This is a genomic window from Rhodoferax sp. GW822-FHT02A01 (genome assembly GCF_038784515.1).
In the GTDB taxonomy this organism is placed as follows: domain Bacteria; phylum Pseudomonadota; class Gammaproteobacteria; order Burkholderiales; family Burkholderiaceae_C; genus Allorhodoferax.
In genome coordinates, this window is the sequence record NZ_CP152376.1 from 2,479,973 (window position 1) to 2,504,276 (window position 24,304).

General features: G+C 63.4%; 22 protein-coding genes. 15 read left to right on the forward strand and 7 right to left on the reverse strand.

Annotated features, from left to right (window positions below; genetic code table 11):
* Window positions 1-3 precede the first annotated feature (3 nt).
* The 3 genes from dusB to purH are packed head-to-tail and all read left to right on the forward strand — an operon-like array spanning window position 4 to window position 2,886.
* Window positions 4-1,053, forward strand: coding sequence for a tRNA dihydrouridine synthase DusB (gene dusB, locus AAGF34_RS11640; RefSeq protein WP_342620762.1), 1,050 nt, complete (start codon window positions 4-6; stop codon window positions 1,051-1,053).
* Complete coding sequence (locus tag AAGF34_RS11645; RefSeq protein WP_342620763.1) at window positions 1,050-1,286, forward strand: helix-turn-helix domain-containing protein; 237 nt, start codon at window positions 1,050-1,052, stop codon at window positions 1,284-1,286. The genes dusB and AAGF34_RS11645 overlap by 4 nt, the downstream gene beginning before the upstream one ends.
* 4 nt (window positions 1,287-1,290) lie before the next feature.
* Window positions 1,291-2,886 (forward strand): bifunctional phosphoribosylaminoimidazolecarboxamide formyltransferase/IMP cyclohydrolase, encoded by a 1,596-nt coding sequence (gene purH, locus AAGF34_RS11650; RefSeq protein WP_342620764.1) that lies wholly within the window; start codon window positions 1,291-1,293, stop codon window positions 2,884-2,886.
* Between the two features lie 63 nt (window positions 2,887-2,949).
* Here the strand turns inward: purH and AAGF34_RS11655 are convergent, their stop codons facing one another.
* From AAGF34_RS11655 to AAGF34_RS11680, 6 genes are all read right to left on the reverse strand, one after another.
* Window positions 2,950-4,110, reverse strand: a complete 1,161-nt coding sequence (locus AAGF34_RS11655; RefSeq protein ID WP_342620765.1) for an MFS transporter — start codon at window positions 4,108-4,110, stop codon at window positions 2,950-2,952.
* Window positions 4,111-4,124: 14 nt separating this feature from the next.
* Window positions 4,125-4,907 carry an SDR family NAD(P)-dependent oxidoreductase gene (locus AAGF34_RS11660; protein WP_342620766.1) on the reverse strand — a complete coding sequence of 261 codons (783 nt, stop codon included), beginning with the start codon at window positions 4,905-4,907 and terminating at the stop codon, window positions 4,125-4,127.
* 114 nt (window positions 4,908-5,021) lie between these two features.
* Complete coding sequence (locus AAGF34_RS11665) at window positions 5,022-5,240, reverse strand: hypothetical protein (RefSeq protein ID WP_342620767.1); 219 nt, start codon at window positions 5,238-5,240, stop codon at window positions 5,022-5,024.
* A 13-nt stretch (window positions 5,241-5,253) separates the two neighbouring features.
* Window positions 5,254-5,856, reverse strand: a complete 603-nt coding sequence (locus tag AAGF34_RS11670) for a hypothetical protein (protein ID WP_342620768.1) — start codon at window positions 5,854-5,856, stop codon at window positions 5,254-5,256.
* A gap of 19 nt (window positions 5,857-5,875) precedes the next feature.
* Complete coding sequence (gene hemL, locus AAGF34_RS11675) at window positions 5,876-7,171, reverse strand: glutamate-1-semialdehyde 2,1-aminomutase (RefSeq protein ID WP_342620769.1); 1,296 nt, start codon at window positions 7,169-7,171, stop codon at window positions 5,876-5,878.
* Window positions 7,172-7,184: 13 nt separating this feature from the next.
* A complete protein-coding gene (locus AAGF34_RS11680) occupies window positions 7,185-8,096 on the reverse strand; it encodes a bifunctional hydroxymethylpyrimidine kinase/phosphomethylpyrimidine kinase (protein WP_342620770.1) in 912 nt (303 codons plus the stop codon).
* Window positions 8,097-8,238: 142 nt separating this feature from the next.
* Here AAGF34_RS11680 and AAGF34_RS11685 point away from each other — a divergent pair, with 142 nt between their 5' ends.
* The 6 genes from AAGF34_RS11685 (at window position 8,239) to AAGF34_RS11710 (ending at window position 17,832) form a co-directional block, all read left to right on the forward strand.
* Window positions 8,239-8,391, forward strand: coding sequence for a rubredoxin (locus tag AAGF34_RS11685; RefSeq protein ID WP_342621084.1), 153 nt, complete (start codon window positions 8,239-8,241; stop codon window positions 8,389-8,391).
* A 66-nt stretch (window positions 8,392-8,457) separates the two neighbouring features.
* The gene (locus tag AAGF34_RS11690; RefSeq protein ID WP_342620771.1) at window positions 8,458-8,856 is read left to right on the forward strand and encodes a response regulator; all 399 of its coding nucleotides are present in this window, start codon (window positions 8,458-8,460) and stop codon (window positions 8,854-8,856) included.
* Window positions 8,856-9,221: a response regulator gene (locus tag AAGF34_RS11695; protein ID WP_342620772.1), complete on the forward strand. Its 366-nt coding sequence runs from the start codon at window positions 8,856-8,858 to the stop codon at window positions 9,219-9,221. The genes AAGF34_RS11690 and AAGF34_RS11695 overlap by 1 nt, the downstream gene beginning before the upstream one ends.
* An 8-nt stretch (window positions 9,222-9,229) precedes the next feature.
* A complete protein-coding gene (locus tag AAGF34_RS11700; protein WP_342620773.1) occupies window positions 9,230-9,763 on the forward strand; it encodes a chemotaxis protein CheW in 534 nt (177 codons plus the stop codon).
* Between the two features lie 11 nt (window positions 9,764-9,774).
* Window positions 9,775-11,982, forward strand: a complete 2,208-nt coding sequence (locus tag AAGF34_RS11705; protein WP_342620774.1) for a methyl-accepting chemotaxis protein — start codon at window positions 9,775-9,777, stop codon at window positions 11,980-11,982.
* 27 nt (window positions 11,983-12,009) lie between these two features.
* Window positions 12,010-17,832, forward strand: coding sequence for an Hpt domain-containing protein (locus AAGF34_RS11710; RefSeq protein WP_342620775.1), 5,823 nt, complete (start codon window positions 12,010-12,012; stop codon window positions 17,830-17,832).
* A 10-nt stretch (window positions 17,833-17,842) separates the two neighbouring features.
* Here the strand turns inward: AAGF34_RS11710 and AAGF34_RS11715 are convergent, their stop codons facing one another.
* Window positions 17,843-19,312 (reverse strand): deoxyribodipyrimidine photo-lyase, encoded by a 1,470-nt coding sequence (locus tag AAGF34_RS11715; RefSeq protein WP_342620776.1) that lies wholly within the window; start codon window positions 19,310-19,312, stop codon window positions 17,843-17,845.
* A gap of 21 nt (window positions 19,313-19,333) precedes the next feature.
* On the opposite strand from AAGF34_RS11715, the gene AAGF34_RS11720 reads away from it, so the two are divergent.
* From AAGF34_RS11720 to AAGF34_RS11745, 6 genes are read left to right on the forward strand one after another with little or no spacing between them, the layout of a single operon-like run.
* Window positions 19,334-19,933, forward strand: a complete 600-nt coding sequence (locus AAGF34_RS11720; RefSeq protein WP_342620777.1) for a YqgE/AlgH family protein — start codon at window positions 19,334-19,336, stop codon at window positions 19,931-19,933.
* Window positions 19,930-20,352: a Holliday junction resolvase RuvX gene (ruvX, locus tag AAGF34_RS11725; RefSeq protein WP_342620778.1), complete on the forward strand. Its 423-nt coding sequence runs from the start codon at window positions 19,930-19,932 to the stop codon at window positions 20,350-20,352. Before AAGF34_RS11720 ends, ruvX begins: the two co-directional genes overlap by 4 nt.
* Entirely contained in the window at window positions 20,352-20,948 is a 597-nt protein-coding gene (gene pyrR, locus AAGF34_RS11730; protein WP_342620779.1) for a bifunctional pyr operon transcriptional regulator/uracil phosphoribosyltransferase PyrR, read from the forward strand. Before ruvX ends, pyrR begins: the two co-directional genes overlap by 1 nt.
* A gap of 2 nt (window positions 20,949-20,950) precedes the next feature.
* Window positions 20,951-21,913, forward strand: a complete 963-nt coding sequence (locus AAGF34_RS11735) for an aspartate carbamoyltransferase catalytic subunit (RefSeq protein WP_342620780.1) — start codon at window positions 20,951-20,953, stop codon at window positions 21,911-21,913.
* Window positions 21,914-21,921: 8 nt separating this feature from the next.
* A complete protein-coding gene (gene hisC, locus AAGF34_RS11740; protein WP_342620781.1) occupies window positions 21,922-22,992 on the forward strand; it encodes a histidinol-phosphate transaminase in 1,071 nt (356 codons plus the stop codon).
* Window positions 22,993-23,002: 10 nt separating this feature from the next.
* Window positions 23,003-24,295 carry a dihydroorotase gene (locus AAGF34_RS11745; RefSeq protein WP_342620782.1) on the forward strand — a complete coding sequence of 431 codons (1,293 nt, stop codon included), beginning with the start codon at window positions 23,003-23,005 and terminating at the stop codon, window positions 24,293-24,295.
* Window positions 24,296-24,304 lie beyond the last annotated feature (9 nt).

Below are 24,304 nucleotides of genomic sequence, written 5' to 3' on the forward strand. Positions count from 1 at the left end.
AATATGCATATTGGTCCGTTTGCATTGGCTAATCCGCTCATGGTGGCACCCATGGCGGGGGTGACCGACCGGCCCTTCCGTCAGTTGTGCAAGCGCCTGGGGGCGGGCTATGCGGTCAGCGAGATGGTGACGTCGCGCAAGGACCTGTGGAATACCCTCAAGACCTCCAGACGTGCCAATCACGAAGGCGAGCCCGGCCCCATCGCCGTGCAGATTGCCGGCACCGATGCCCCCATGATGGCCGAGGCCGCGCTCTACAACATCGATCGCGGCGCGCAGATCATCGATATCAACATGGGCTGCCCGGCCAAGAAGGTGTGCAACAAATGGGCCGGTTCCGCGCTGATGCAGGACGAGGCCCTGGCTATTGAAATCGTCGAAGCCGTGGTCAATGCCTGTGCCTCGCGCAATGTGCCGGTCACACTGAAGATGCGCACCGGCTGGTGCCAAAGCCACAAAAATGCACTGGTGATTGCGCGCGCTGCCGAGAGCGCAGGCGTGCAGATGGTGGCCGTGCATGGGCGCACGCGCGAACAGGGCTACAAGGGGCAGGCCGAATACGACACGGTGGCCGCCGTCAAGGCCGCACTGCGCATACCAGTGGTGGCCAACGGCGATATCGACTCACCCGAGCGGGCCCGTGACGTGCTTGCCAGGACCGGTGCTGACGCCGTGATGATCGGTCGCGCAGCGCAAGGCCGCCCCTGGATATTCCGTGAAATTTCGCATTACCTGAAGACAGGGGAACATCTGGCACCTCCGCTGGTCAGCGAGGTCAAACGCCTGTTGGTGGAACATCTGCATGACCACTACAACCTGTATGGTGAATTCATCGGCGTGCGTTCCGCACGCAAGCACATCGGCTGGTATGTGCGTGCGCTGCCCGGAGGGGAGGCCTTCCGGGCGCACATCAATACGCTGGACGCATGCCAGCAACAGGTGCAAGCGGTGGAGCGCTTCATGGACCAACTGAACGCGCAGATGGATCGCATTCCCGCAGCGGGAATCGCGGCAGAGAACGACGAAGAAAACCTGAGACAAGAGACAGCATGAGCAAGAAGCAAATTGAAGAGACTGTTCGCAGCAGTCTGGAAGTCTATTTCCGCGATCTGCGTGGTACCGAGCCCGATGGCCTGCACGACATGATGGTGCGCATCGTCGAAAAACCCCTACTGGAAGTGGTGATGGCGCATGCCGACCACAACCAGTCCAAGGCGGCCGAGTGGCTGGGCCTGAATCGCAACACCCTGCGCAAGAAACTCCTCGAACACAAACTACTGAAGTAAAACCATGAACGCTCTGCTTTCTGTCTCTGACAAGACCGGCATCCTCGAACTCGCGCAGGCACTGCATGCGCAAGGCATCAAGTTGCTCTCCACTGGCGGCACCGCCAAGCTGCTGGCCGACAACGGCCTGCCCGTTACCGAAGTGGCACAGATGACCGGCTTCCCGGAAATGCTGGACGGCCGCGTCAAGACCCTGCACCCACGTGTGCATGGCGGCTTGCTGGCACGCCGCGATCTGCCCGAACACATGGCCGCCCTGGCCGAACACCAGATCGACACCATTGACGTGCTGGTAGTTAACCTGTACCCCTTCGAAGCCACGGTGGCCAAGCCCGGTTGCACCCTGGAAGACGCCATCGAGAACATCGACATCGGCGGCCCGGCCATGGTGCGCAGTGCGGCCAAGAACTGGAAGGACGTGGCGGTGCTGACCGATGCGTCGCAGTACGCCACCGTGATTGCCGAACTCAAGGCCTCCGGCAAGGTCAGCGAGAAGACCAAGTTCGCGCTCAGCGTGGCGGCGTTCAACCGCATCAGCCAATACGACGGTGCCATCAGCGACTACTTGTCTTCGGTGCAGTTCGGTGACGGCGTGCCCGCTGGTCAAGCACCCGCGCTGGCCCAGTTCCCTGGCCAGAGCAATGGTCGCTTCGTGAAGCTGCAGGACCTGCGCTATGGCGAGAACTCGCACCAGCAGGCAGCCCTGTACCGCGACCTCTATCCGGCGCCCGGTTCGCTGGTGACGGCCAAGCAACTCCAGGGCAAGGAGCTGAGCTACAACAACATCGCTGATGCCGATGCCGCCTGGGAATGCGTCAAGAGCTTTGATACCCCGGCCTGCGTCATCGTCAAGCACGCCAACCCTTGCGGTGTGGCGGTGGGCGCCAATGCGCTGGAAGCCTACAGCAAGGCTTTCAAGACCGATCCCACTTCGGCCTTCGGCGGCATCATTGCCCTCAACACGCCGCTAGACGAAGCCGGCGCCAAGGAAATCTCCAAGCAGTTCGTGGAAGTGCTGATGGCCCCGGCCTACACCCCCGAAGCGCTGGCCGTGTTCGCGGCCAAGGCCAATGTGCGCGTGCTGCAGATCGACTTGCCCAAGGGCGGCAACACCGCCTGGGAGCAGGGACGCAATCTGATGGATGCCAAGCGCATCGGCTCGGGCCTGTTGCTGCAGACGGCTGACAACCATCAGCTCACCCTGGCGGACCTCAAGGTGGTCACCGTCAAGCAACCAACGCCGGAAGAACTGCAAGACCTGTTGTTCGCCTGGAAGGTGGCGCAGTACGTCAAGAGCAATGCCATCGTCTTCTGCAAGGGCGGCATGACCATGGGCGTGGGCGCCGGCCAGATGAGCCGTCTGGACTCGGCCCGCATTGCCAGCATCAAGGCCGAGCATGCCGGTCTGTCGCTGAATGGCACCGTGGTGGCCAGCGATGCCTTCTTCCCCTTCCGCGATGGTCTGGACGTGGTGGTGGATGCGGGAGCTACCTGCGTCATCCAGCCCGGTGGCTCCATGCGCGATGATGAAGTGATCGCAGCCGCCAACGAGCGCGGCGTGGCCATGGTCTACAGCGGCATCCGCCACTTCCGCCACTAAGGTCGACGGGCTTGCCCCGTCCGCTCTGGTCCGGTTGGATCAGAGCGGACCGCAGCGTTTGCGCTACGGGGCAGGGCTGGAGGTTCTTACCAAAAGGCCGGCCATGATCAAGGCCGCAGTAGCTGCAAACCACATCAATGCATCGCTGTGCGTGGACTTCATGGCGGCGCCTGCCATCAAGGGCCCGGCAACCGCGCTGACCGTGTACAGCATGGAAATCGCACTCACATTTTTGGCGATGTTGCCCGACGATGCCAGCGTGCTGGCAATGAGTGCCAAGGTCAGCAAGGCCGTGATAAAGCCGCCCAACAGGAACACCGCAATCACGATCATCGGGTAGTTCAACGGCAGTAGCAGCGCAACACTGACCACGGCAATGCCCGCCGCAGAGGCTATCGCTGCAAAGCCCACTCCGCGGTGGTCGGCCAGCCAACCCACGCCGTACTGCATGAGCAGGCCGCCCAGGCCGAAAACGGCCAACAGGTCTGCGGTTTGTCCCACATCCAATCCACGCCCCTGGGTAAACGGAGCAAACAGTCCGGACACGGCGGCTTCCAGCATGCCGCCCAGCAGTGCGATGACCAAGCCCTGGCGGAACACGGTATCGCGCAGTGCTGCGGTGGCCTGTGCGGGTGTCTTTTCAACGGGGTGGTGTTGCAACTCCTTGGGTGCAGCGCTGGCAAACGCCAGGGGCACGATTGCGGCCAATGTAAAAGCGCTCCCGATCCAGAAAACAGCGTTGCCTTGCAGGCCCAGGTAGCTGGCCAGCATCGGGGCCACGATGGGGGCCAGCGCAATCAGCGTTTCATGAAATCCGACCAGGCGCCCACGCGCTTCGGCGGGCGCGATGCGGTACAGCCAGGGTTCCACGCCAATCCAGCGCAGCCCCAAGCCGAAACCGCAAAGCATTCCCCCTGCCATCCAATACGGCCATACCGAAAACGCCATCCACGGTAGCGCACACACCGTGCAAGCCAAGCCCAGCACGATGACCCACATAGGCCCCAAGCGTTTGCAAAGCCAGGGCGCAATGGCCAGGCCGGGCAGTTGGCCAAGCCACAGGGAGGCCGCGAACATGCCCAGATGGGCGGCGTCCAATCCATGTTCGGCAAGCCACACGGGCAACACCACAAAAGCAATGCCAAACTGGCCTATCTGCGCCAGGGTGGACACTGCGTTCAACGCAGCAATGGTGCGCCAGTCAAATTCAGTTTCGGCAGACATAAGGGCGTTTGCAGCTATGCCGCTCTGTTTTCCTGCAAGTGGTTGCCCCCATCGACGACCATCAGCTGACCGGTGATGTAGCTGGCGCCCGGGCTCACGAGAAAGGCGACCATGGCCGCAATTTCCGCAGGCGTGGCCGCCCGCCCCATGGGGGTGTGCATGGACGCCTTGCGTTCCGTCTCCGTCTGGGAGGCAGTGGCAACCCATCCGGGTGCCACCGTGTTGATCGTGATACCTTGGGCGGCAACTTCCAATGCAATGCCCATGCTCATGCCAACCATGGCGGCCTTGGCTGCGCTGTATGCCGCTTCCCCCGGATTGCTGCCCATGGTGCCTGTAGTGGACGCGATATTGACGATGCGGCCATAGCGGCGCTTCAGCATGCCCGGTATGACGCGCCTGGTCACGTTGTAGCCCGTGGTCAGATTTCTGGCGATGGACACGTCCCACTCGTGGTCGTCCATGGCATCAAACAGTTGAAAGACCTCGGGCGATCCTTCCTTGGACATGCCAGCATTGTTGACCAGCAGATCAATGCGTCCAAAGTCGCGTTCCACCTGGACAACCAGTTCGGCGGTGGCAACCCGGTCTGTCAGGTCCGCCGAGTAACCCCTTGCCTGCCGGCCTTTTGCCTGAAGGGTCCTGGCGCGGTCGTGTATGCGCGGGCCGGTTGCAGCGATGGCTACCTGTGCGCCCATTTCCGCCAACAAGTTGGCGCAGGCAAAGCCGATCCCGTCCGGGCTTCCGGCTCCGGTGATGAGGGCGACCTGGCTTTGGAGATTGAACAGCGGGTGCATGGGTTTGCGCTTTGGTGAACGACGGGCCCCAGGTTGTATCGCAAGCGCATCGCCTGCCCAGTACCCCTTTTGTAGCGGTCAAAAGGTCCAGTGACCACCAGCCCCTTTAGGCGGTCACTCCCACTTGGCGTAGACCACGGCACACAGAGCCGCACCAATCGCCCACAGCATCCAGGTTTGGGTGACGGCGTAGGGGTAGAGCATCAGGGTCACGCCGGTCCACTTGAGCGGGTTGCTCTGGACTTTTCTGCCACGGCGGAAGGCGACATAACCGTAAATCCCGAACAGCAGTCCGCCCAACAGATAGGCCGGCGTGGGCAGGGTCAGGTCCATGCGCGGCGAACGCTCAAAACCGTCGCCTGAAGCCCAGGCTCAGGAAGTCCTCGCCATTGGCGCCGTAGTCATTGAGCACGTCGTAGATGGCGCAACGGTGGTGCAGGCGCACAAAGAGCTCGTTATTTTTGTCGGAGGGTCGATAGAACGTAGCCTCCAGGAACAGCCAGTTCAAGGTCTGGCTGCCTTGTCCGTTGCGGCCACGCTCCAGGGGGCTGACGCTGCTGGTGTAGCTGATGCCAAGTGGAGCGGCGCGCAAGTCAATGCGCAGGGAGTCGCCCAAGGACAGTCCACTCCAGCGCAAGGCCGGGGCTAGGGCAATTTCACTCAGTGATGCCTTGCCTTCCTGCCAGCCCACCATGCCATCCAGTTCCAGCGTCAGGGGCAGTGTGTCTGCTCGCCAAAGGGTCTTGCTACCCGTGAGTGCCAGCAGGTAGTGGTCTTCAAAACCTGCGCGGCCGGTCAACGCACCAGCTGGCTCGGTGTCGTAGTACTTGCCAATGTAGGCTCCAACACCCCATTCGGGCTCTTGCGCCGCAGCGGATGGGATAAGGCTTGCGGCCAGGAAAACGATTGCGCCGCAAAGCGCTGCAAACCGGGCGATTGCACAAGCCATATGTGATGCTCCTTATGCTTCAGAAGCTGGCAAATATCTCGCTGGCCGCCTGCACGGTTTCCGCGATGTCGGCATCGGTGTGGGCCGCGCTCATGAAGCCAGCTTCGTACAGGGCGGGGGCGATGTACACCCCACGGTTCAGCAGACCGTGGAACAGGGTGTTGAACCGTGCGTTGTCGGTGGTCATCACCTTGGCATAGTTCTGCGGCAGCTCGGGGAACAGGAAGAAGCCGAACATGCCGCCTTCGCTGTCGCCGCAGAACGGGACTCCTGCTTTGGTGGCCGCAGTAGTCAGGCCGCTGATCAGCGATTGGGTCTTGCGGCTCAGGTCTTCGTAGAAGCCGGGTTTGCCGATCTCGGCCAGGGTGGCCAGACCGCAGGCCGTGGCTACCGGATTGCCCGACAGCGTACCTGCCTGGTACACCGGGCCCAGGGGGGCGAGTTGCTCCATCAGGGCGCGCTTGCCACCAAAGGCCGCCAAGGGCATGCCGCCGCCAATCACTTTGCCCAGTACCGTCATATCGGGTTCAAAGCCGGGGATGTCGCGGGCATACACGCTTTGTGCGCTGCCAAAGGCCACGCGCAAGCCGGTCATCACCTCATCCAGAATCAGTAGCGCGCCATATTGCGTGCACAGCTCACGGCAGCGCTTCATGAAGGGCACGGAAGCGCGCACAAAGTTCATGTTGCCGGCAATCGGCTCGATGATCAGGCAGGCCAGTTCCTTGCCGTGCAGGGCAAAGGCTTCTTCCAGTTGCTGCAGGTTGTTGTACTCCAGCACCAGCGTGTGCTGCACCACTTCGGGCGGAACGCCAGCGCTGGTGGGGTTGCCAAAAGTGGCCAGGCCCGAACCGGCCTTGACCAGCAGGGCATCGGCATGGCCGTGGTAGCAGCCTTCGAACTTGATGAGCTTGCTGCGGCCCGTGGCACCACGGGCGACGCGGATGGCGCTCATGCCCGCCTCGGTACCGGAGCTGACTAGGCGCACCATCTCCATGCTGGGCACACGCGCCAGGATGGCTTCTGCCAGTTCCACTTCACGCTCGGTCGGTGCGCCGAAGGAGAAACCTTCGACGGCGGCCTTTTGCACGGCTTCCAGCACGGCAGGGTGGCCGTGGCCCAGAATCATTGGGCCCCAGGAGCCGATGTAGTCGATGTACTTCTTGTCGTTGGCATCCCAGAAGTAGGCGCCTTGCGCACGCTTCACAAAGCGCGGTGTGCCACCAACGGCTTTGAATGCGCGTACGGGCGAGTTCACGCCGCCGGGGATGACCTTGCGGGCGCGGTCGAACAGGGATTGGTTGCGGTCTGTCATATCGGTTGGGTCTTCAGTGGCGGGTGTCGTTGGGCGAAATTTCAAAGCTGGACTCCTGGGCGTCCTCTTCTTCGTCTTCATCGGGCTGAGCCCAGAACAGACGGTCGGGAATGACGTTGCCCATGCCGGGCCTAAAGCCGCTGTCCAGGCAGCGGTCCAGGTAGCTCAGGGCCTCGGCCACGGCCTCGGTCAATTCGGTTTCGCTGGCGATCAGGGCCGTCACGGCAGCCGAGAGGGTCTCGCCAGCGCCGGTGAAGACCGCCTCAAAGCGCTCAAACTTGTGTGAGCACAAGGTGGTGGTGGGCGAGCACAAGGCGTTTTCGATGAACTGGTCCGGCAACGGAATGCCGGTGACCAGCGTATAGGCCACACCAAACTCGTTGGCGGCGCGGGCAATGTCACGTGCACTGGGGCCGCGATCGGCGCTCCAGTCGGGCAGCAGCCAGCGCGAGAGGGTGCTGTGGTTTCCCACCAACACGGTGGTCTGCGGCAGCAGAAGTTCGCTGCAGGCGTCCTGATACATGTCAATCTGGTCTTCACGCCACCACGACAGGTCGGGCATGTAGGTCAGCAGAGGAACCTCGGCATAGTCGGAAGCCAGTTCGGCAATCGCGCTGAGGTTTTCGGGGCTGCCGACGAAGCCAACCTTGATCGCCTGCACCGGAATGTCTTCCAGAATCACGCGAGCTTGCTCGGTCACGGCCTCGTCATCCAGTGCAAAGTGGTCAAACACCTCGGAGGTGTCGCGTACATAGGCGCCAGTCATGATGGGCAAGGCATGTGCCCCGACCGATGCAATGGCCATCAGGTCGGCAGTGAGTCCGGCTGCACCACTGGGGTCGCTGGCATTGAAGACCATTACGCATGCGGAAGGTCCGTCATCGCGTTCACCAGCTTCGGGTTCGGGAATGGGGGATGCGGTCATGTGTGTACCTGTCCTTGAGATTGCCATCAGGCAGAATGGCAGGGTTAGCGCGGACAGTGGCGTTTTGTGCGTCTGTTGCCTCTATACAATCGTTGCATTCTATTCGAAGGCCCTATAAGCTGTGACCGAAACTAAAACTTGGATGTGTCTGATTTGCGGTTGGATTTATGACGAGGCCTTGGGTGCCCCGGAACATGGAATCCCCCCCGGAACACGATGGGCTGACGTGCCCATGAACTGGGTCTGCCCCGAGTGCGGTGCCCGCAAGGAAGATTTCGAACTGGTTCAGATTTAGCGCGGTGTGCCCTGACCCGCAAAACAGTCGGGTGGCACAGTGTGATCAGGAGAGGAGTGAGGCCTTGTGAGTACCCAAGATACGGCATTGAAAGTGCTGGTGGTGGACGATAGCAACACCATACGGCGCAGTGCGGAAATTTTTCTCAAGCAGGGCGGTCATGAGGTCCTGTTGGCAGAAGACGGATTTGATGCCCTCTCCAAGGTCAATGATTACCAGCCAGATCTGATTTTTTGCGACATCCTGATGCCGCGCCTGGATGGTTACCAGACCTGCGCCATCATCAAGCGCAATGCCAAGTTTTCCGGCGTTCCGGTGGTCATGCTGTCTTCCAAGGATGGCGTCTTCGACAAGGCGCGCGGTCGTATGGCCGGCGCCCAGGACTACCTGACCAAACCCTTTTCCAAAGAGCAGTTGCTGCAGGCCGTGCAGCAGTTTGGTGCTGCCGTGCAGGGAGTTGCCTGATGGCCATCCAGAAAGTATTGATCGTCGACGACTCCAAGACCGAGACCATGTTCATGACCGACCTGTTGCAGCGCAACGGTTATGTGGTGCGCTCGGCCGAGAATGCCACCGAGGCGTTTGCGCGGCTGGCAGAGGACAGGCCGGACCTGATTCTCATGGACGTGGTGATGCCGGGACAGAACGGCTTTCAGCTCACGCGCTCCATCAGTCGTTCCCCTGAGTTCACCGGCATTCCCATCATCATGTGTACCAGCAAAGGCTTGGAGACCGACCGCGTTTGGGGTATGCGACAGGGCGCGCGCGACTACATCACCAAGCCGGTGGACTCCGTCGAACTGTTCGCAAAAATCAAGGCATTGGGCTGACCCCGTCGATGGCCACGCGCGAAGCACTCCGGGAACTTCAGGCACGACTGGCCAAACGCTTGCAGGCAGCACAGACCGAGGGCATGTCGGTGGCCTGGCTGGCGGTGCGTGCCGGCGGCCACAACTACCTTCTGCCTTTGGGGCAGGCTGGCGAAATCGTGCCGCTGCCACCGGTGCAGCGTGTCCCTTATACGCGAGCCTGGTTTGAGGGCGTACTCAATGTGCGCGGCAATCTCTATGGTTTGGTGGATCTGGCAGCCTTTGTCGCGGCCAATCAGGGGCCGGCGGTGGTTCCCGCCCCGTCCCGACAGGACGCCAGTGTTGTCACGCTGAATGCCACGCTGGAAGTGAATTGCGCGTTGCGTGTGGACAGTCTGGCGGGCTTGCGTGGCAACGACGCCTATGCCTCCATTTCTGCGCCAGTGGCGGGAGAGCCCCCGTTTTTTGGCAACTGTTTTCTCGATGCCGAGGGACAGCGTTGGCAGGAATTGAACCTGCAGGCGTTGGCCCAATTTCCGCCCTTTCTGCACATCGGGATCTAGAGGTGCCCACCATGTCCGTCACTGACCAAATCAAGAACCTCTTTGCCAAGAAGGCACCGGAAGCCGAAAGGGAATCCCGTCTGAGCCTGGCTATGCCGGACGATGGGCCCGACGGCGACTCTCCTGAAACCATACAGGAATTCCCGCCCGAGGCGCCTCGGGTGGCAGCCCCCGCGCCCACACCGGGCAAGCCGGTTGCGCCGAATCCCGATCTGGTGGCTTTGCCCCTGCTGGGTGCGCGGCCCATTGCACAGCAGCTGCGCCTTCTTGGGCTTGCGCTGGGTGCGTCCCTGTTGCTGCTGGTCGGTGTGACTACCTTTGTGCTGCAACAGGCGGACAAGACGGCTCTGCAGTTGGGCAGTACCGGGCAGGCTCTGATGCAATCGCAGCGGCTGGCCAAGGCAGCCACCCAGGCGCTGGCGGGCAATGCCCAGGCCGTGGCCGATGTCAGCGAGAGTGCCGAAGCTTTCGTGCGCACGGCGCGCGCCTTGCACGATGCCGGCAGTGCACCCGAGCTCGATGCCGTTTTGCCCCTGGTGGACCGGGCTGAAAAATCGGCCCAGGCAGTCCTGCAAGCACAAAAGCCCCTGACCCAGGTCGCGCTGGCGCTACCCCTGATCCACACCCAGGCAGCCAAACTGCTGGAGTCGGCGCAAGGTATGGCCAGCCTCAAGGTGCAGTTGGGCGCTCCGGCATCGGAGATTGCCGCAGCCGGACAGCTGGGCATGCTGTCCCAGCGCATCGACAAGCTCTCCAACGAGTTGCTGGTGACGGAAACCGTGACGCCCGGTGCGTCCGGCCAGTTGCAGAAAGACATGGCCACTTTCAAGGAACTGGCGCAGACCCTTCTGAACACGGCCAAGGACGGCACCACGCACGACGCTGCGGAGTCGGTACTCAAACAGTTTGAAGAACTCAGTGCGCAGGGCGCTGCAGTGCTTGGCAACCTGCCGGTGCTGGGTGCCGCACGGGAGGCCCAACGCAGTCTGGTGACCGACAGCGAGCCGATGCGACGTGCCCTGGAGCAGGTGCAGGATCGTTTGGCATCACATGCCAGCGTGGGCGCGGGCGTCATCGTGTTGCTGGTGCTGGCTGCGGTGGTGGCCGCGCTGGCGGCGGCTGGGCTATCCGTGGTGCAACGGCATGACAGCCGCAAACGCCAGATGGAAGCAGAAGCCCAACGCCGCCAGGCCGAGCAGCACGAGCAGGAAGCCAAGCGCGTCAATGACGCCAACCAGGCTGCCATCCTGCGCCTGATGAATGAGCTGCAGACCGTGGCCGAAGGCGATCTGACCCAGGAAGCCACCGTCACCGAAGACATCACCGGCGCCATTGCCGACTCCGTCAACTACACCGTGGAAGAGTTGCGCTCCCTGGTTGCCAATGTGCAGAACACGGCGGCGCAGGTGGCACAGACCACTGCGGAAGTGGATGCCACGTCCACCGAGTTGCTGGCAGCGTCCAAGGAACAGCTCCACGAAATCCACGCCACCGGCCAGAGCGTGCTGGAAATGGCCGGACGCATCAACGATGTGTCGGCCCAGGCGCAGGAGTCGGCGCGCGTGGCGCGCCAGTCGTTGCTGGCAGCCGAGTCGGGTCTGACCGCAGTGCAGAACGCCATAGGCGGCATGAACTCCATCCGCGACCAGATCCAGGACACGTCCAAGCGCATCAAGCGTTTGGGCGAGTCGTCCCAGGAGATTGGCGAGATCACCGAACTGATCTCCGACATTACCGAGCAGACCAATGTGCTGGCACTCAATGCCGCCATCCAGGCCGCATCGGCGGGGGATGCCGGACGCGGCTTTGCGGTGGTGGCAGAAGAAGTGCAGCGGCTGGCCGAGCGCTCCGCCGATGCGACGCGCCAGATCTCTGCACTGGTCAAGGCCATTCAGACCGACACCCAGGATGCCATAGGCGCCATGGAGCGCTCCACCCAAGGCGTGGTAGAGGGCGCCAAGCTGTCGGACAACGCCGGTACCGCGCTGACCGAAATCGACCGCGTGTCGCGCCGTGTGGCCGACCTGATCGAGCAGATATCCAACTCCGCTTCGCGTGAAGCGGGTCTGGCCAATGAAGTGGCCGAAAACATCCAGCATATTTTTGCCGTGACCGAGCAGACCGGCGACGGTACGCGGGTGACGGCGGGTCAGGTGCGCGAGCTCTCGCGCATGGCAGAAGAGTTGCGCCAGTCGGTGTCGCGCTTCAAGATTGTCTGACGCTTGCAAGTCACGGAGACCCATCCCATGTCATCGACTTCTACTGCAGCATCCGGCGATCCGGTGTTGAACGATCTGGGCCCACTGGCGTGGGTTCTGGATGAGCTGCGCAAGTCACTGGACGGCGCTACCAAGGCCATGCACCGTTTTGTGCGTGATGCCGAACTGGCGCGTGGTTCGGGCCTGGGCGAGCTCGATGCCAGCCACCTGCGCGTGGCGCGCCAGCAGTTGCACCAGGCTGTGGGTGCACTGGAGATGGTGGGCATGGCCGCACCCGCCAAGCTGCTGCATGCCATGGAGTCTGCGGTGCAGAAGTTTGTGCAGCACCCGGAGCAGTGCAGTGACGACGCGGCCCTGCGGATCGAGCGTGCCAGCTTTGCCCTGACCGAATTCCTGGAGGGTGTGCTCAAGGGAAAGACGGCTTCCAGCGTCGCGCTGTTCCCGCAGTACCGCGCCGTGATGGAACTGGCCGGTGCCGAGCGCATCCACCCGGCCGACCTCTGGGCCAACGAATGGCGCTGGCTGCCCATACCGCAGGACCCCACGCAACGGCCTTTGCATTACGCGCCCGAAGTGCGTGCGCTGATGGACCAGGCGGTGCTGAAGATCGTGAAGGCGGCGGATGCGCCCGCCGCGCTCAAGATGGCGCAGGTCTGCACCGCGCTGGCCGCGGGCCAGAAGGCGCTGGAGTCTCACAGTTTCTGGATGATTGCGGCGGCCTATTTCGAGGCCATGGGCCACACCCTGCTGCCCGCTGACATTTACACCAAGCGCACAGCGTCACGCATCCTGCAGCAATACGCCACGCTGGCCAAGGGGGAGTCCACTCCCTCCGAACGCCTGGCGCAGGATCTGGTGTTCTTCTGTGCCCAGGCTCAACCGGCGGAGTCGCTGGAGTCGGGCGCACTGGTTGCGATACGCGCGGCCTATGGCCTGTCAGACAGTGTGGCGGTTGATTACGAGTTGGCCCAGTTCGGGCGTTTCGACCCGGCGCAATTGGCACTGGCGCGCAAGCGCATTGCCACAGCCGCAGAAACCTGGTCCGCGTTGGCCGGTGGTGACACCAGCCGTCTTGCCGCAGCGGCAGAACAGTTTGGTGCGGTGGCGGATTCCATCCTCAAGCTGCATCCACAAAACCGCGCGCTGGCCCAGACACTCACCAGCGTCATGGAAGCCACAGCCCGATCGGGCGCGGCACCTTCTCCGGAAGTCGCCATGGAAGTGGCGACCTCGGTGCTGTACCTGGAGGCTGCCTACGAAGACCTGGACCCGACCGACGACCAGATGGTGGAGCGCAGCAACCGCCTGGCCCAGCGCCTGCAAGCCGTGCGCGAGGGCGCAGAGCCCGAGCCGCTGGAAGCCTGGATGGAGGAGCTCTACCGCCGCGTGAGCGACCGCCAGACCATGGGCAGCGTGGTCGATGAATTGCGCACTTCGCTGGGCGAAGTCGAAACCGGGCTGGACCAGTTCTTCCGCAACCCGCTGGACCTGGCGCCTCTGCGCGACGTGCCCAGCCGCCTGGCACAAATGCGCGGCGTGTTCTCCGTCCTGGGGCTGGATCAGCCGGCCCTGGCTGCGTTGCGCATGCGTGCCAGCGTGGACCGCTTGCTCATTGGCGATGTGGACATCGCCGCAGCACGTACCGGTCTGTTCGAGAAACTGGGCAACAGCCTGGGCGCGATGGGGCTGCTCATCGACATGTTGAGCTACCAGCGGGCCATGGCCAAAAAACTCTTTGTCTACGACGAAGAGGCGGGTGAACTCAGACCATTGATGGGGCGGGAACGCACGGTGGTGCCTGAAGCGGCGCCTGTTGCCGTGGCAGAGACGCCGCCCGCATCGGAGTCGGCAACGCTGGTCGAAGCAGCGCCCGCAGTGCCTGTGCAGCCCGTGGCGCAGGAAGAGGACGACGACGAAGAGTTGCGCGAGATCTTTCTGGAGGAGGCGCGCGAGGTGGTCGCCAATGGCGAGGCAGCCTTGCAGCAACTCATGTCCGACCCCGCCAATCTGGCCGACCAGACCACGGTGCGACGCGCCTTCCACACGCTCAAGGGCAGTTCGCGCATGGTGCGCCTGAATGAGTTCGGTGAGGCCGCGTGGGCGTTCGAGCAATTGCTCAATGCCTGGCTGGCCGAGCAGAAGCCAGCCAGCCAGGACCTGTTGACTCTGTCGACCCAGGCTGTGGCTGCGTTTGGCCGCTGGATTGATGACATCGCGAACAAGGCCGACGCACCATGGAGTGCCGCGGCGTTCCGTGCCGCCGCAGACGCGCTGCGTCTGGACGGTGCGCTGGTACCGCTGAAGGTCCCCGGTTGGGTGGAGCCCGAACCCGAGCCGGTGTCTCAGGAGCCCTTGGCGCCGGAGCCGGCCTTCGCGCAAGATCCGTTGGCGCCGCTGGAAGAACAGTCCGAAGCCGCCGAGTCCGAATTCATGCACACCCGCTCGGGTGAAGAGATCGACTCCCTCTTGCCGGATGTCGAACTGGGCATTGCCCGGCCCGAATTTGCGGCAACGGCGGTGTTTGATGATCCGCTGCATCCCGGTCATGAAGAAAGACAGCTGCCGCCGGAGCTGGACTTCGCCAGCACGCAGATGTTCGAAACTCCGGCATCCACGCCGCTGCCACAGGATGCCGTTGACTCGGTGAGTCCGGATGATTTTGATCTGGGTAATTTCGACTTTGACGTCAGCCAGCCCAGCGCACCAGAACCTGTTGCGCACGTGCAAGCGCCAGCGCCCGAGTCCGAGCCCGAGCCGGAACCCGCGACCTTTGATCTGGACTTCCCCGAGCAGTTCGAACAAGTCGAGCCCGAGCCCGTGCCACCGGCGCCTGTGGCACCGGAGCCCGCAGTACAAGAGGCCGTGGTGGCCGAGCAGTTGGTCCCGGAACCGGTGATCGATGAACCGGTGGTCCACGCCGAGCCCACCATGGCGCATGCCGAAGACGAGCAGACCAAGGTGATTGGCGATTTGCGCCTGAGCATTCCGCTCTACAACGTGTATCTGAATGAAGCCGACGAATGGTCACGTCGACTGATCACCGAGCTCAATGAATGGTCGCTGGAGCTGCACAAACCCCTGCCGCAGACGGCCGTGATGCTGGCCCATTCACTGGGCGGCAGTTCGGCCACGGTGGGGTTCACCGCGTTGGCGGAAGTGGCGAGAACGCTGGAACACGCGCTGGAGCATGTGCGCCTGCACGACCAGGGCAATGAGGAATACGCCAGGGTATTCAACGAAGCCGCCGAGGACATTCGCCGCTTGCTGCACCAGTTTGCCGCCGGCTTCCTCAAGACCGCGGACGAGGCCGTTCTGAAAGAGCTGCAGGACATCCTGGCCACCGAATTCGATGCGACGTTGATTGCGGAGGAATTCGCCGATTCGGACGATTTCGATTCGCAGGAAATGATTGAAACGCGGGCCTCTCCGCTGGAGCCGCAGATTGCGGTCGAAGCCGAAGCCGAAGCGCCCGCACCCCAAGTGGCTGAGCCAGTAGTGCAGGACGCGTCGCTGGAGCCCGGCATCGACGCACAGGACCACCTGGACGCCGATCTGTTCCCCATCTTCCAGGAAGAAGCCGCCGAGCTGCTGCCGGCCTTGGGTACAGCGCTGCGCCAATGGGTGGCACGCCCTGAAAACCTGAGTGCGCGCGCCGAAGCGCTGCGCGTGCTGCATACCCTCAAGGGCAGCGCGCGTCTGGCTGGCGCACTGCGTCTGGGTGAAATGGCGCACCGCATGGAATCGGATGTGGAGGCGCTGGGCACCGACGATTTGCAGACCAGTCTGCTGGAGCCTTTGCTGGGTCGCCTGGACCGCTTGCAAAACACGCTCGATGCGCTGGATCTGGCCCCCCGCGAAGACGTCAGCAAGGCGCCGCCGCCAGCGATCGGTGCATTGCTTGATCCCCTGGCGCCGGAGCCACAGGTGGTGGCACCTTCTGTCAGCGGGCCCGCAGTGCCGGTGGAGCAGGTCACGCGTGCCACACCGCGCAGCCTGCCGGTGCAGTCGGTGCGGGTGCGCGCCCAGTTGCTGGACCGGCTGGTGAATCAGGCGGGTGAAGTCATGATCAGCCGCTCGCGGCTGGACAGCCGCATCGTGCAGATGCGCAGCGCACTGACCGAACTCACCAGCAACCTGGACCGTTTGCGCCAGCAGCTGCGCGATGTGGAAGTGCAGGCCGAATCGCAGATGCAGTCGCGCCTGGCCCTGACCACGGACGACAGCAAGGGCTTTGACCCGCTGGAGTTCGATCGCTTCACCCGCGTTCAGGAACTCACGCGCATGATGGCCGAGTCGGTCAACGACGTGGCCACCGTGCAGCGCAATATGCAGCGCGCCGTGGAAGGCGCCGAAGACGACTTGATGGCCCAGGGGCGCCAGGCACGCGAACTGCAGCGTGACGTGCTGCGCACGCGCATGGTCGAATTCGAGGGCATCTCCGAACGGTTGTATGGCGTGGTGCGCCAGGCCGCCAAGGAAACCGGCAAGCAGGTCAAGCTCGACATTGCCGGTGGCAACATCGAAATGGACCGCGGCATTCTGGACCGCATGACGCCAGCCTTTGAGCACATCCTGCGCAATGCGGTGGCGCATGGCATCGAGAGTGCCGAGGCGCGCCATCTGGCGGGCAAGGAGTCCATGGGCAATATCCATATCCGGGTGCATCAGGAGGGCAACGATGTCACGGTGGAATTCGCCGATGACGGCGGTGGCCTGCATCTGGACAAGATTCGCGCCAAGGCCGTCGAGAATGGCTTGATTGCAGCGGACGCGCAGCTCAGCGACCAGGAAGCGGCCAAGCTGCTGTTTGCGCCCGGCTTCTCCACCGCAGCCCAGGTCACTGAGCTGTCCGGGCGCGGCATTGGCATGGACGTGGTGTTGACTGAACTCAACGCATTGGGCGGTCGTGTGGAGACGCAGACCGAGACCGGCAAGGGCACTACGTTCCGGCTGATATTGCCGCTCACAACTGCGGTCACGCAAGTGGTGCTGCTGCGCCTGGGAGACTTCACCATTGGCGTACCAGCCAATCTGATGGAGACAGTGCTGCGCGTGCCGCTGTCCGAGGTGGATGCCGCCTACCAGCAAGGCAGCTACAGCTGGAATGGCCAGCCCATACCGTTCTTCTGGGGCGGAGCCTTGCTGCAGGGTTCCGGGCGCAGCACCGATCCGCAGGCACGCAACCTGCCGGTGGCCATCTTCCGCAGCGCCGGCCAGCGTCTGGCCCTGCATGTGGACGAGGTGCTGGGCAACCGCGAAGTGGTGGTCAAGAACCTGGGGCCGCAATTGGCCCAACTGCCCGGCCTGGCCGGCATGTCCATGCTGGCATCGGGCGCGGTGGTGCTGATCTACAACCCGGTGGCTCTGGCCACGGTCTACGGCGCGCAGGCCAATGCCCTGTCTGCTGCCGCACGGGCTGCGCCGGTGGATGGCGCGCCAACACCGGTTGCCATCCATGCAGGTGAAGCACTCGCGCCCTTGATACTGGTGGTGGACGACTCCATCACCGTGCGCCGTGTGACCCAGCGCTTGCTCAAGCGCGAGGGCTTCCGCGTGGCACTGGCCAACGACGGCCTGCACGCGCTGGAAGTGCTGCGTGAAGAGAAACCCGCCGTGGTGCTGTCCGATATCGAGATGCCGCGCATGGACGGTTTCGAGCTGGTGCGCAACATCCGTGCGGATGAGTCGCTGCGGGACCTGCCGGTGATCATGATCACATCGCGCATTGCGCAAAAGCACCGCGACCATGCCGTGGAGCTGGGCGTGGACCACTGCCTGGGCAAACCGTATGCGGAAGACGAGCTGCTGGCGCTGATCCGCTCGTACTGCACGGACCTGGTAGAAGTCTAGGGACTGGCTGCTAGGCGGCTTTTTTCACCACGCCATAGCGCAGCAATGTGCGGGCGCGCGCAGTGGCGTGGTCCACCACCGGTTGTGGATAGTCGCGGCCCAGCACCACACCGGCGCTCTGCAGCTCCAGTGATTTGGCTTGCCACGGTGCGTGGATGGCCTTGTCGCCCAGGTTCTTGAGCGCCGGCAGGTAGCGTTTGATGAACTTGCCCTGGGCATCGAACTTCTCGCTCTGGTTGACCGGATTGAAGATGCGGAAGTAGGGCTGCGCATCACAGCCGCTGGATGCCACCCACTGCCAGCCACCGTTGTTGGCACTCAGGTCAAAGTCGTTGAGCTTTTCTGCAAAGTAGCGCTCGCCCCAGCGCCAGTCGATACCCAGGTGTTTGACCAGAAAGCTGCCCGCCACCATGCGCAGGCGGTTGTGCATATAGCCGGTCTGGTTGATCTGGGCCATGGCCGCGTCCACGATGGGATAGCCGGTGCGGCCTTCGCACCAGGCGGCAAAGCGTTCCTCGGCCAGTGCGCCTTCTTCCCACTCGATGGCATCGTATTCGGGCTTGAAGGCGCCGGTGGCCACATGCGGGTAGTTGGCCAGGATCTGGAAGTAGAAGTCGCGCCACACCAGTTCCGACAGCCAGGTCTGCGCGCCCGAGCTGCCCTTGGCGATGCGGCGCCGGGCCAGGTTGACCAGATGGCGCAACGACACCGTGCCAAAGCGCAGGTGCACGCCCAGGTAGCTGGGCCCCTTCACCGCCGGGAAGTTGCGCGTCTCGTCGTAGCGGTCCATGCGCACCACAAAGTCGTCCAGTAGGGACGCGGCACCCGACATGCCGGTAGGAATAGCCAGCGACAGGAGGTTGGTGGGTTCAAAGCCAATGGCTTGCAGCGCAGGCAGCACATGGTCATGGGGCGCAGGGCGGGGCGCCAGCTGCGGGCAGTGCGCGGGGAATTTGCTCTCAGGCAAGGGCGCATCGCCCAGCTTGGCCAGCCAGGCGCGCAGGTAGGGCGTGAACACGCCATACGGTTTGCCGGTCTGGGTCAGCACCTCACACTCTTCAAAAATCACATGGTCCTTGACCTGTGCCAATTGAATGCCCTGCGCCAGCAGCACGTGGCGGACTGCCGCATCACGGGCCAGAGCCTGCGGCTCGTAGTCCTTGGCGGCAAACACGGCCTGGGCCTTGAGTGCAGCGGCCAATGCCGGTATTTCCTTTTCCGCCAGGCCGTGCAGCACGATCAGGCCCGCTCCGGGTTGGCCTGCAGCAGCGCGCAAAGCCTGGTCCAGCTCCAGCAGGGACGCGTGGATGAACTCCACCCGCCGGTCCTGGCGCGGCAAGGATTCCAGAATCGCCCTGTCGAACACAAACACGCAGTGCACCTGGGCACATTGCTTGAGCGCCAAGGCCAGCGCCGGGTTGTCCTGCAGACGCAGGTCGCGCCGCAGCCAGACCAGACCGGTGTGAAAAGGGGTATGCATGCGAGCCGTTAAAATGAAGCCATGTCCGGCGATTCTGCACCCATCAACCTCACCAACCATTTCCTCATCGCTATGCCCGGGCTGGAGGACGACCTTTTTGGCAAGAGCGTGGTGTATGTGTGCGAGCACAGTTCGCGCGGTGCTTTGGGCCTGGTGATCAACAAGCCGGCCGACATGAAGCTGCCGGCCCTGTTCGACAAGGTGGAGCTGCCGCTCAAGCGGGAAGACCTGCAGGCCGAGCCCGTGTACCAGGGCGGCCCGGTGCAGACCGAGCGCGGCTTTGTGTTGCACGAGCCGATCTACATCGGTGAAGATGCCAAGAACGAAACCCTGTACGCCTCCACCATGACCATTCCCGGCGGGCTGGAGATGACCACCTCCAAGGACGTGCTCGAAGCCCTGTCCAGCGGCGCTGGCCCCAAGCGCGTCCTCATCACGCTGGGCTACTCCGCCTGGGGCGAGGGACAACTGGAGTCTGAACTCAGCGAAAACAGCTGGCTCACGGTAGACGCCGACCGCGGCGTGATCTTCGACACGCCCGTAGAGGAGCGCTACGAGCGCGCCCTGGGGCTGCTGGGACTGCAGTCCTGGATGATTTCCAACCAGGTGGGGCATGCATGAGCGTGGCTCCCGTCAGCACGCCCATGTCCGTACCCGCCACGCTCTCCACCTTCATTGCCTTTGACTTCGGCGAGAAGCGCACCGGCGTGGCCGTGGGCAACCGCTTGCTGGGCACAGCACAGCCGCAAGGCTCCATTCACGCGCAGGGAGATGCACGCTTCGTGCAGATCGCCAAAGCGCTCCAGGAGTGGCAGCCCGATGCCATCGTCATCGGCGTGCCCTACCACCCGGACGGCGCCGCGCATGAAAACACCGCACGCGCCAAGAAGTTCGGGCGCCAGCTGCACGGCCGTTTCAAGCTGCCGGTGTTTGAAGTGGACGAGCGCTACAGCACCACCGAGGCCATTGCCAGCGGCGCCAAGGATGCCGACGCGGCATCGGCCTGCATCATTCTTGAACAGTTTTTAAGGAGTCTGTGATGAGCCACGACAACGACAAAGGGGCCCTGAGCGCCGCCGGGCCGTCCCAAGGCGCGAGCGCCCCCTCGGGGGGCAGCGAAGGTCGCGCAGCGACGAGCGTGGGGGCTCTATTCCTGGACGCGGAGGCCTTGTACCGCGAACTGCTGCGCGGCGTGCAGATGGTGCGCCATGCCGACACGCGTCTGGTGGGCATCACATCCGGTGGCGCCTGGCTGGCTGAGCGGCTGCAGCGTGACTTGAATCTGCCGGGCAAGCCGGGCGTGATTTCCTCGGCCATGCACCGCGACGATTTTTCCAAGCGTGGCCTGTCCAACAGCGCGCAGACCCAGCTCCCGTTTGACGTCAACGATGCGCACATCCTGATCCTGGACGACGTGCTCTACACCGGCCGCACCCTGCGTGCCGTGATCAACGAGCTGTTCGACTACGGCCGCCCGGCCAGCGTGCAGCTCGCCGTGCTGGTGGATCGCGGCGGGCGCGAGCTGCCGGTGCAGGCGGACTTTGCGGCAGCCCGCGTCACGCTGGGTGATGACCAGTCGCTGTCGCTGGCACGGTCCGAAGACGGCGTGTTCCGTTTTGAAGTGAAGAAGGCCTGACCATGCTCTACAAGCGCAACCCCCAACTCAACAAGAACGGCGAGCTGATCCACCTGCTCTCAGTGGAGGGCCTGCCCAAGGACATCCTCACCCACATCCTGGACACCGCCACCAACTTCGTCTCGGTCAATGACCGTGAAGTGAAGAAGGTGCCGCTGCTGCGCGGCAAAAGCGTGTTCAACCTGTTCTTCGAGAACTCCACGCGCACCCGTACCACCTTCGAGATTGCCGCCACGCGCCTTTCGGCGGACGTGATCAACCTGGACATCGCGCGCTCCAGCGCCTCCAAGGGCGAGTCGTTGCTGGACACCATTGCCAACCTGAGCGCCATGGCCGCCGACATGTTCGTGGTGCGCCACAGCGAGTCGGGTGCGCCCTACCTGATTGCCCAGCATGTGGCGCCGCATGTGCACGTGATCAATGCCGGTGACGGCCGCCATGCCCACCCCACGCAGGGCTTGCTGGACATGTACACCATCCGGCATTTCAAGAAGGATTTTTCCAACCTCACGGTGGCCATCGTGGGCGACGTGCTGCACTCGCGTGTGGCGCGCTCCGACATCCATGCGCTCACCACGCTGGGCTGTGCCGAGGTGCGCGTGGTCGGGCCCAAGACTCTGGTGCCGGGCGACATGGCGCAGATGGGTGTGCGCGTGTTCCACACGCTGGAGGAGGGCATACGCGGTTGTGACGTGGTCATCATGCTGCGCCTGCAGAACGAGCGCATGAGCGGCGCGCTGCTGCCTTCCAGCCATGAGTTCTTCAAGAGCTTTGGCCTCACACCCGAGAAGCTGCAACTGGCCAAGCCCGATGCCATCGTGATGCACCCCGGCCCCATCAACCGCGGGGTGGAAATCGACTCGGCGGTGGTGGATGGCAAGCAGAGCGTGATCCTGCCGCAGGTGACCTTTGGCATCGCGGTGCGCATGGCGGTGATGAGCATTGTGGCGGGCAACGAAGCATGAGCAACACCGTGACATCTTCATACTGGAGCATTGGCATCGACAAGCTCAAGGCCTATGTGCCGGGCGAGCAGCCGCAGACCGATGGTTGGGTCAAACTCAATACCAACGAGTGCCCCTATCCGCCTTCACCGCTGGCGCTGCAAGCCATTCGCGAGGCCACCAGCGACAAGCTGCGCCTCTATCCGGACCCCAACGGCACCGCACTCAAGGCCACCATTGCCAAGCACTTTGGCCTGAGCCCGGCGCAGGTATTCCTGGGCAACGGCTCCGATGAAGTACTGGGCCATGCCTTCCTGGGCTTGCTCAAGCATGAGCTGCCCATCCTCTACCCGGATGTGACCTACAGCTTCTATCCGGTGTATTGCGGCCTGTACGGCATTGCCTACCGGCAAGTTCCGCTGACAGCAGACTTTGCGGTAAATCTGGCCGACTACGCAGTGCCCAACGGTGGCATCGTGCTGCCCAACCCGAATGCGCCCACGGGCGTGGCCCTGTCGCTGGATACCTTGCGCAGCCTGCTACAGGCCAACCGCGCATCGGTTGTCGTGGTGGACGAGGCTTATGTAGACTTCGGCGCCCAAAGCGCTGCGGCACTCATTCCCGAATTTGACAACCTGCTGGTTGTGCAGACGCTCTCCAAGTCACGTGCACTGGCCGGTCTTCGCGTAGGCTTTGCGCTGGGTCATCCGGCCCTGATCGAAGGGCTGGCGCGGGTCAAGGACAGCTTCAACTCCTATCCGCTGGACCGCCTGGCATTGGTAGGTGCACAGGCCGCCATCGAAGACCAGGCCTATTTCGAGCAGATCACCTCTGCCGTGGTGCAAAGCCGCGACTGGCTGACGGCTGAGCTGGCAACGCTCGGTTTTGCCACGCTGCCTTCCAGCGCCAATTTTGTTTTCACCCACCATCCGCAGCACCAGGCCGCATGGCTGTTGGCGCAGCTGCGCGAGCGGCGCATCCTGGTGCGGCACTTCACGCAAGCGCGCATTGCCGACTACCTGCGCATATCGATCGGCACCCAGCAGGAATGCGAGACGTTGATTGCCGCGCTGCGCCAGATCGTGTCCAACCCCAAGTAAAGGCCTTTGTATGAATATCCTGATTCAAGGCGGACGTGTGATCGACCCGGCCAGCGGCTATGACGCCACCGCCGACGTTGCGGTCGCAGACGGCAAGATCCTCGCCACCGGCGCCATTCCCCAGGGCTTTGTGGCAGATACCGTCATCGACGCAAGCGGCTGTGTGGTGGCCCCCGGTCTGGTGGATCTGTCCATGCGTTTGCGCGAGCCTGGCCACGAGCACGAAGGCATGCTGGTATCCGAGTTGGCCGCCGCTGTGGCGGGCGGCGTGACCAGCGTGGTCTGTCCACCGGACACCGAGCCGGTACTGGACGTCCCCGGTCTGGTGGAAATGCTGCGCTACCGCTCGGAGCGCTTGCACCAGTCGCGCGTCTTCCCCCTGGGCGCGCTGACCCGCAAGCTGGAGGGCGAAGTGCTCACCGAAATGGTGGAACTGACCGAGGCTGGTTGCGTGGGCTTCAGCCAAGCCGACGTGCCCGTGGCCAACACCCAGGCCCTGCAGCGGGCGCTGCAATACGCCGGCACCTTTGGCTATGCGGTGTGGCTGCGCCCCCAGGAGCTGTACCTGGGCAAGGGTGTGGTGGCCAGCGGGCCACTGGCCACGCGCATGGGCTTGAGCGGCGTGCCGGTGGCAGCCGAAACGATTGCGCTGCACACCATTTTCGAACTGGTGCGCGCTACGCGCACCCGGGTGCACCTGTGCCGCATCAGCAGCGCGGCCGGTGTGGAGCTGGTGCGCCAGGCCAAGGCCGAAGGACTGCCCGTGACCTGCGACGTGAGCATCAATTCGCTGCACTTGACCGACGTGGACATCGGCTACTTTGACAGCCGCATGCGGGTCACCCCGGTACTGCGCCAGCAGCCCGACCGCGATGCCTTGCGTGCAGCGCTGGCGGACGGCACGATAGACGCGCTGGTGTCGGACCACACGCCGGTGGACGAAGACAACAAGGCCCTGCCTTTTGCAGAGAGCGAGCCGGGCGCCACCGGCGTTGAGCTGCTGCTCAGCCTGACCCTCAAATGGGCACAGGAGAGCGGCATCGGCCTGTCGGCCGCGCTGGCCACCATTACGCGCCGCCCTGCCAGTGTCATGGGCACCTCACTGGGGGCCTTGAGCCATGTGCTGGGAACGCTGGCCAGCGGTGCTGCAGCCGACATCTGCGTGTTCGATCCGCAGACGCACTGGACCGTGACTGCCGATGCGCTGCGCAGCCAGGGCAAGCACACACCGTTTGGCGGCTATGAGCTGCCCGGCAGGGTGCGCGCCACGCTGGTGGACGGGCGCATCGCCTACCGCGCCTGAGCCGCAGCC

Excerpts from the sequence above, each read along its gene's own strand:
- dusB (WP_342620762.1), top strand. The coding sequence starts at position 4 with ATGCATATTGGTCCGTTTGCATTGGCTAATCCGCTCATGGTGGCACCC.
- AAGF34_RS11645 (WP_342620763.1), top strand. The coding sequence starts at position 1,050 with ATGAGCAAGAAGCAAATTGAAGAGACTGTTCGCAGCAGTCTGGAAGTC.
- purH (WP_342620764.1), top strand. The coding sequence starts at position 1,291 with ATGAACGCTCTGCTTTCTGTCTCTGACAAGACCGGCATCCTCGAACTC.
- AAGF34_RS11655 (WP_342620765.1), bottom strand. The coding sequence starts at position 4,110 with ATGTCTGCCGAAACTGAATTTGACTGGCGCACCATTGCTGCGTTGAAC.
- AAGF34_RS11660 (WP_342620766.1), bottom strand. The coding sequence starts at position 4,907 with ATGCACCCGCTGTTCAATCTCCAAAGCCAGGTCGCCCTCATCACCGGA.
- AAGF34_RS11665 (WP_342620767.1), bottom strand. The coding sequence starts at position 5,240 with ATGGACCTGACCCTGCCCACGCCGGCCTATCTGTTGGGCGGACTGCTG.
- AAGF34_RS11670 (WP_342620768.1), bottom strand. The coding sequence starts at position 5,856 with ATGGCTTGTGCAATCGCCCGGTTTGCAGCGCTTTGCGGCGCAATCGTT.
- hemL (WP_342620769.1), bottom strand. The coding sequence starts at position 7,171 with ATGACAGACCGCAACCAATCCCTGTTCGACCGCGCCCGCAAGGTCATC.
- AAGF34_RS11680 (WP_342620770.1), bottom strand. The coding sequence starts at position 8,096 with ATGACCGCATCCCCCATTCCCGAACCCGAAGCTGGTGAACGCGATGAC.
- AAGF34_RS11685 (WP_342621084.1), top strand. The coding sequence starts at position 8,239 with ATGTGTCTGATTTGCGGTTGGATTTATGACGAGGCCTTGGGTGCCCCG.
- AAGF34_RS11695 (WP_342620772.1), top strand. The coding sequence starts at position 8,856 with ATGGCCATCCAGAAAGTATTGATCGTCGACGACTCCAAGACCGAGACC.
- AAGF34_RS11700 (WP_342620773.1), top strand. The coding sequence starts at position 9,230 with ATGGCCACGCGCGAAGCACTCCGGGAACTTCAGGCACGACTGGCCAAA.
- AAGF34_RS11705 (WP_342620774.1), top strand. The coding sequence starts at position 9,775 with ATGTCCGTCACTGACCAAATCAAGAACCTCTTTGCCAAGAAGGCACCG.
- AAGF34_RS11710 (WP_342620775.1), top strand. The coding sequence starts at position 12,010 with ATGTCATCGACTTCTACTGCAGCATCCGGCGATCCGGTGTTGAACGAT.
- AAGF34_RS11715 (WP_342620776.1), bottom strand. The coding sequence starts at position 19,312 with ATGCATACCCCTTTTCACACCGGTCTGGTCTGGCTGCGGCGCGACCTG.
- AAGF34_RS11720 (WP_342620777.1), top strand. The coding sequence starts at position 19,334 with ATGTCCGGCGATTCTGCACCCATCAACCTCACCAACCATTTCCTCATC.
- ruvX (WP_342620778.1), top strand. The coding sequence starts at position 19,930 with ATGAGCGTGGCTCCCGTCAGCACGCCCATGTCCGTACCCGCCACGCTC.
- pyrR (WP_342620779.1), top strand. The coding sequence starts at position 20,352 with ATGAGCCACGACAACGACAAAGGGGCCCTGAGCGCCGCCGGGCCGTCC.
- AAGF34_RS11735 (WP_342620780.1), top strand. The coding sequence starts at position 20,951 with ATGCTCTACAAGCGCAACCCCCAACTCAACAAGAACGGCGAGCTGATC.
- AAGF34_RS11745 (WP_342620782.1), top strand. The coding sequence starts at position 23,003 with ATGAATATCCTGATTCAAGGCGGACGTGTGATCGACCCGGCCAGCGGC.